At 42.5% G+C, this 5,451-nt stretch carries 4 protein-coding genes; all 4 read left to right on the top strand.

From position 1 onward, the window contains the following. Positions 1-644, top strand: a 644-nt coding sequence (locus VN429_RS10315) for a cobalamin B12-binding domain-containing protein (RefSeq protein WP_325632962.1), incomplete at its 5' end; no start/stop codon positions are given. Then, positions 641-1,684 carry a uroporphyrinogen decarboxylase family protein gene (locus tag VN429_RS10320; RefSeq protein WP_325632964.1) on the top strand — a complete coding sequence of 348 codons (1,044 nt, stop codon included), beginning with the start codon at positions 641-643 and terminating at the stop codon, positions 1,682-1,684. The genes VN429_RS10315 and VN429_RS10320, both read left to right, overlap by 4 nt. Then, entirely contained in the window at positions 1,675-3,288 is a 1,614-nt protein-coding gene (locus tag VN429_RS10325; protein WP_325632966.1) for an ASKHA domain-containing protein, read from the top strand. Before VN429_RS10320 ends, VN429_RS10325 begins: the two co-directional genes overlap by 10 nt. A 41-nt stretch (positions 3,289-3,329) precedes the next feature. Then, a partial coding sequence (locus VN429_RS10330; protein WP_325632968.1) for a PAS domain-containing protein occupies positions 3,330-5,451 on the top strand: 2,122 nt, incomplete at its 3' end.

Below are 5,451 nucleotides of genomic sequence, written 5' to 3' on the forward strand. Positions count from 1 at the left end.
ACAATGGAGAGAGGACTGATTTCAGTTATTTGATTGATTTTCTTCTTGATGGAAATGTATCTAAATCTCAGGCTTACTCTCGAATGTTGATGGCCAATGGATTTAGCGGAGAAGAGATTGTCAAGGAAGGAATCCAGGTGGCAATGGACCGTCTGGATCACAAATGTACTCTGGAAGAGTTCAATCTCCTTGAAATTATGCTTGCTGGTCGTGCAGTTATGGGTGTAGTCAGGGAAATTTATCCTGATGAAACACCACCCTCTAACCATAGGGGCACAATAGTTATTGCCTCATTAGAAGGGGATATTCATGACCTTGGTAAGCATATCGTAAAAATGGCTCTCATCGGTAACAGGTATCGTGTTGTTGATTGTGGAAAAGATGTTCCCATGCAGATGTTGATCCAGACTATTATTCAGGAACAGGCAGTTGCAGTCTGTATCAGCGGACTCATCACCAGTATTATTCCACAGGTTCAGCAGATCAGGGGGATGCTTTCTGATATGGGGATGCATCATGTTCTGATCATAGCCGGTGGAGCTGCATTAAAACAGACAGATTCTGAATATCTCAATGTAGACTACGTCTGTCAGACTGCATTTGATGCAATCAACTACTTGAATAAACATCAGGAGGGGGGATGAACCAGTTAGAACGGGTCATAGCAGCGGTATCCTTCCAGCCTACTGATCGTCCACCGGTGATTCCCCAGGTATTCGCTCACACAGCAGTTTTAAATGGAGCCCATATCATTGATTATGTTCGTAGCGGTGACCTGGCGGCAATCTATCAACTGCAGGCTCTTCACTTTTATAGATATGATGCAGTATTTGGTGTCCTGGATCTCTGCATAGAACCCGAAGTTATTGGTGCAACAATCAGATTTCCGCAAGACAACTATCCATCAGTTTCTCATCCACCTTTCACCACAGATGCTGCCTTTGACCACCTCACGCTTCCTGATATGAAAACATCAGGAAGAGTTCCCCATGTGCTCACCGCCATCAGAACGCTCCGAAAAGATCTCAATGATATGGTCCCGGTCATTGGATTAGTACAAGGACCTATGACTCTGGCACTCCATCTTTTGGGAACTGAAAACGCACTGTATCTGGCTGCAGATGACCCTGAACGATTTGAACAGCTCCTAACCTACACAACCCGGATTGCTCACCAGTATGGTATTGCCCAGTTGAACGCAGGTGCTCATATAATTATGATATTTGAGCCCGGAGCCTCTCCGGAGGTTATCCCTCCATCATTCTTTAGCCAATGTATTGCACCCCGCCTTACTCAATTGTTCGCTTCATTCAAACAAAGCGGTTCATATGCGAACTGGCTTCATATCGCAGGAAATGTAGGTTCTATCCTAAACCAGTATGATAATATCGGAGTGAATATCGCCAACTTTGACTATTGTGTGTCTCCACAAAAAGCATGTCAGGAACTTGCACAGGTGTGCCTTAATGGAAATATTTCATCAGTCAGTTTCATTGCTGATACACCAGAAATGATCATAAAAAAATCCCTTGAACTACTCAAAACGTTTGCTGAACGGAGGGGATTTATCCTCTCATCTGGATGTGAAATTCCACCAGAATCACCTCCTGCCAATATTGCTGCTATGGTTCATTCTTCTGTACAATTCAGCCAGGGGAAGGGTGATGACGTGAAATGCCAGTGATCAAAGCATATCTACAGGAACAATGGCATGAGATTCAATACTCTGAAGGAAAATCACTCAAAGATATCCTGAATGGTGCTGGAAATATTGTAGCATCAGGATGCAAGGGGAATGGTGCCTGCGGGCTTTGTCGTGTTCGGATTGAGAAACATTCGTTAGAACGTTGGAGTAGTACAGAACAGATACATCTGAGCGAAGATGAGCGTAATGCTGGTGTACACTTATCTTGTCAGGTATTTCCAAAGACAGATCTTACTTTATCCATCCTGAATCCTGCCCGTAAATCAGAGTGGCATCCATTACCACATCCTGATTATGTCTGTACATATCCAATTCAGAATCAAGAACAATCTTCTTTGAATACATTTATAGGAGCAGTAGACCTGGGTACGACTACTATCTCTATGGCATTATGTCGTATGGATGGAAAACTGATATCTGCATGTGAAGGTCAAAATCCCCAGTCCAGAATCGGTTCTGATGTCATAACCCGCCTGATCTGTGCTACAAGGACACCCAAAGATGCAAAACAACTACAGAACTGGGTGATATCTGCAATCACTGCTGCTCAGTACACATGTGAATTGAATACCCCGATTCCTGACCGAATGCTTCAAAAGATATTTGTTGTTGGAAATTCCGCTATGCTTGCACTGCTAAATGGAAAGGGTGCTGATTCACTCCTTAATCCTGATTCGTGGGATTCTTGTATGCAGGTTTGTTCAGAAACTCATGATGAATGGTGCCATGTGTGCGGACTGCCAGGAGGGCCATCGATCGAACTGATCCCACCCATCGGTGGATTTATTGGATCCGATCTACTGGCAGGAATTATTTATACACATCTTCTAGATGGTCAAGGAACATCCTTATTTATTGATTTTGGAACAAATACAGAGATAGCTCTTTGGGATGGCACTACCCTCTGGGTTACTTCTACAGCAGGTGGTCCTGCTTTTGAAGGTGAAGGGATCACCTGTGGCATGGCTGCAGATCCTGGTGCAGTATACCGGATCACGACCGATCCATCATCTCATCTGTGGAATGTTGATACTATCTGTGGCAATAGCATACAGGGAATTTGCGGGTCCGGGCTGGTTGATGCAGTAGCGTTACTGCTCATATCAGGTAATATTGACTCTCTTGGTAGAATTATCAGCGATGTGAGTTCCTCTGGAATAAAACTTCCAATACCTGGAACTTCGCTTTATATTAACAAAAAAGATATTGGTGTTTTACAACAGGCGAAAGCTGCCATTGGTGCAGGGGTGGAAATTTTATGTCAGATGGCCTCTCTCGATCCTAGTCATCTAAACCAGGTTATTGTTGGAGGAGCCTTTGGAAAATCGCTTCACATAGAAAATTCCATTGCAATCGGACTTTTACCATCGATATCTCCAGATAGAATAAAACTCCTGGAAAACACAGCACTTTCAGGCTGTCTTGATCTGGCACTATCAAATCAAGCGAGAATGATGTGTAAAAGTATCCGGAGATCAATAAAACTGGTAAATCTGGCTCACTCAAAACTTTTTGAGGAGTATTTCTTTCAAAATTTGTACTTATGCCCTATGGGATCATCTTCAGGGATACAGAATCTATGAACAATCATGAATCCACTGTATCGGACTGGTTACTCTCCTGCATGCATTGCATGCAATACCTGGCAACACTTCCGGTTAAAGCAGATTTGAGAGTTGAACTGGTGAGTGGAACTATCCGGTTTTTCAAAGCTAAAGTAGCCGTATATGCAACTTTCACTCCTCACGAGAAAAACCAGATACAGATTCACACTATTCAGCCAGCAAGCGAAGAAGATATACCCCTTTGGATCATCAAAATTGCCATTGAGGTTTGTAATACCGGCTTTCTTGCCACTGAACGGGATGAAATAGATCCCGAGATCCTCTGGGTACTATTACCCGTAAGTGTAGGATTTCAGATACGGGGGATCTGGATGATCTCCCTCTATGCTCCAGAAGATCTGCCAAAGGATATGGTTGATGGAATACTTACGGTAGTATCTTTTGTCGGAACATTAATGTCCCGGAAAGAGACCGATTTGGCGTTGATTGCCAGTGCAGAAAAGTACCAACGTGTTGCAGATTATACCTATGACTGGGAGTTCTGGATCACAACAGATAATCAATTTACGTACTGTTCACCGTCCTGTTTGCGGGTATCAGGATACACACGTGAGGAATTCCTTCAAGAACCTGATCTATTACAAAAGATTGTCCATCCAGATGATCTCCCTCTTTATTTTAAACATAGAGAAGAAGCTCATCATGAGATCATTTCATCAGATTCCTGGAGTATCGAATTTCGAATCATCAGAAAGGACGGTGAGGTCAGGTGGATTCACCATATCTGTCTCCCCATTTTTAATAGGGACGGGACATATTTAGGTCAGCGGGGTAGTAACAGGGATATAAGCGATAAAAAATATGCTGAACGTTCCCTTCATGAATATCAACTCCACTTGGAAGAGATTGTTCGAGACCGGACAGTTGCACTTGAGACAGAGATAACAGAACGTAAGAGGGTGCAACAGTGGTTTGAGCACCTGTTCCACAACAATCCTGCATTGATGGCATTGTCAATTATGCCAGATAGAAAGTTCACTGATCTAAATAATGCCTTTTTGAAGAAACTGGGATATACCAGGGATGAACTTCTTGGGAAGACTCCTATTGATATGAATCTGTATGTAAACCTGGAGCAACCGGGAATTATTTCTGAACTTCTCAAGAGTTCTTCATTTATCTCAAATATTGACCTGCAAATTCGCTGCAAAAATGGAGGAATTATAGATGTACTGCTATCTGGTGAGATAATCAGTGGGCAGGGTAATCAATATTTTCTCACGGTGATGGTTGACATCACCAAACAGAAATTAGCTGAAAAAAAGATCAAACAGATAAATCAGCGACTTACTCTCGCCGCTGATGCTGCTAATTTTGGCGTATGGGAATTTGATCTGATCAGAAATCATCTTGACTGGGATGACTGGATGCTTCGCCAGTATGGAATTCATCAGGACGATTTCAAGGGAACGTATGATGACTGGTACGATAGAATTTATTCAGAAGATGAAGCCCGGGTAAAAGAGGAGGTGGATCTTGCCATACGTGGAGAAAAACAGCTCAATACAGAATTTCGTATTCAGAATTCTGGTGCAGAATTACGATATCTCAAAGTTAATGCGATCGTTGTTACAGACCAGAAGAACCGTCCCATCCGGATGACTGGGATCAGTTATGATATTACGAGCCAGAAAAACTATGAATGGGAGATAACACAATACGCCGAACAGCTCAGTGCACAAAATCTCTCACTAGAAGAACTCTCTGACGAACTATCTCGCCTCAATCAGGAACTTGATGAGAAGGTTCGTGAGCGAACAGAAGAGATATCTCATCTACTGACTGTTAAAACTGATCTCATCACTCAGATTGGTCATGACCTCAAGACACCGCTCACATCTGTTTTTGCTTTAATTCCTCATATTAAAAAGAAAGTAACTGATCCTCATCTTCAGAAACTGTTAGATGTTGTCATTCTTGATTCTAAACGGATGAATCAGATTATCAACAATATCCTGACTCTTTCAACGATGGAGAGTAAAACCCCTGATGAACTTTTTGGAGAAACAGCAGTGGCTAAAATTGTAGATCGGGTTATTTCAGCTGAACATCTTTTCATTCAACAGAGAAACTTGAGGATTTTTAACCACATCCCTCCTTCTTTAGTTGTCAGGATGAGTG

It is taken from the genome of Methanospirillum sp., assembly GCF_035560735.1.
Lineage (GTDB): Archaea > Halobacteriota > Methanomicrobia > Methanomicrobiales > Methanospirillaceae > Methanospirillum.

Bases quoted from the DNA above. Each gene is read 5' to 3' on its own strand.
- VN429_RS10325 (WP_325632966.1), top strand. From the start codon at position 1,675: ATGCCAGTGATCAAAGCATATCTACAGGAACAATGGCATGAGATTCAA.
- VN429_RS10320 (WP_325632964.1), top strand. From the start codon at position 641: ATGAACCAGTTAGAACGGGTCATAGCAGCGGTATCCTTCCAGCCTACT.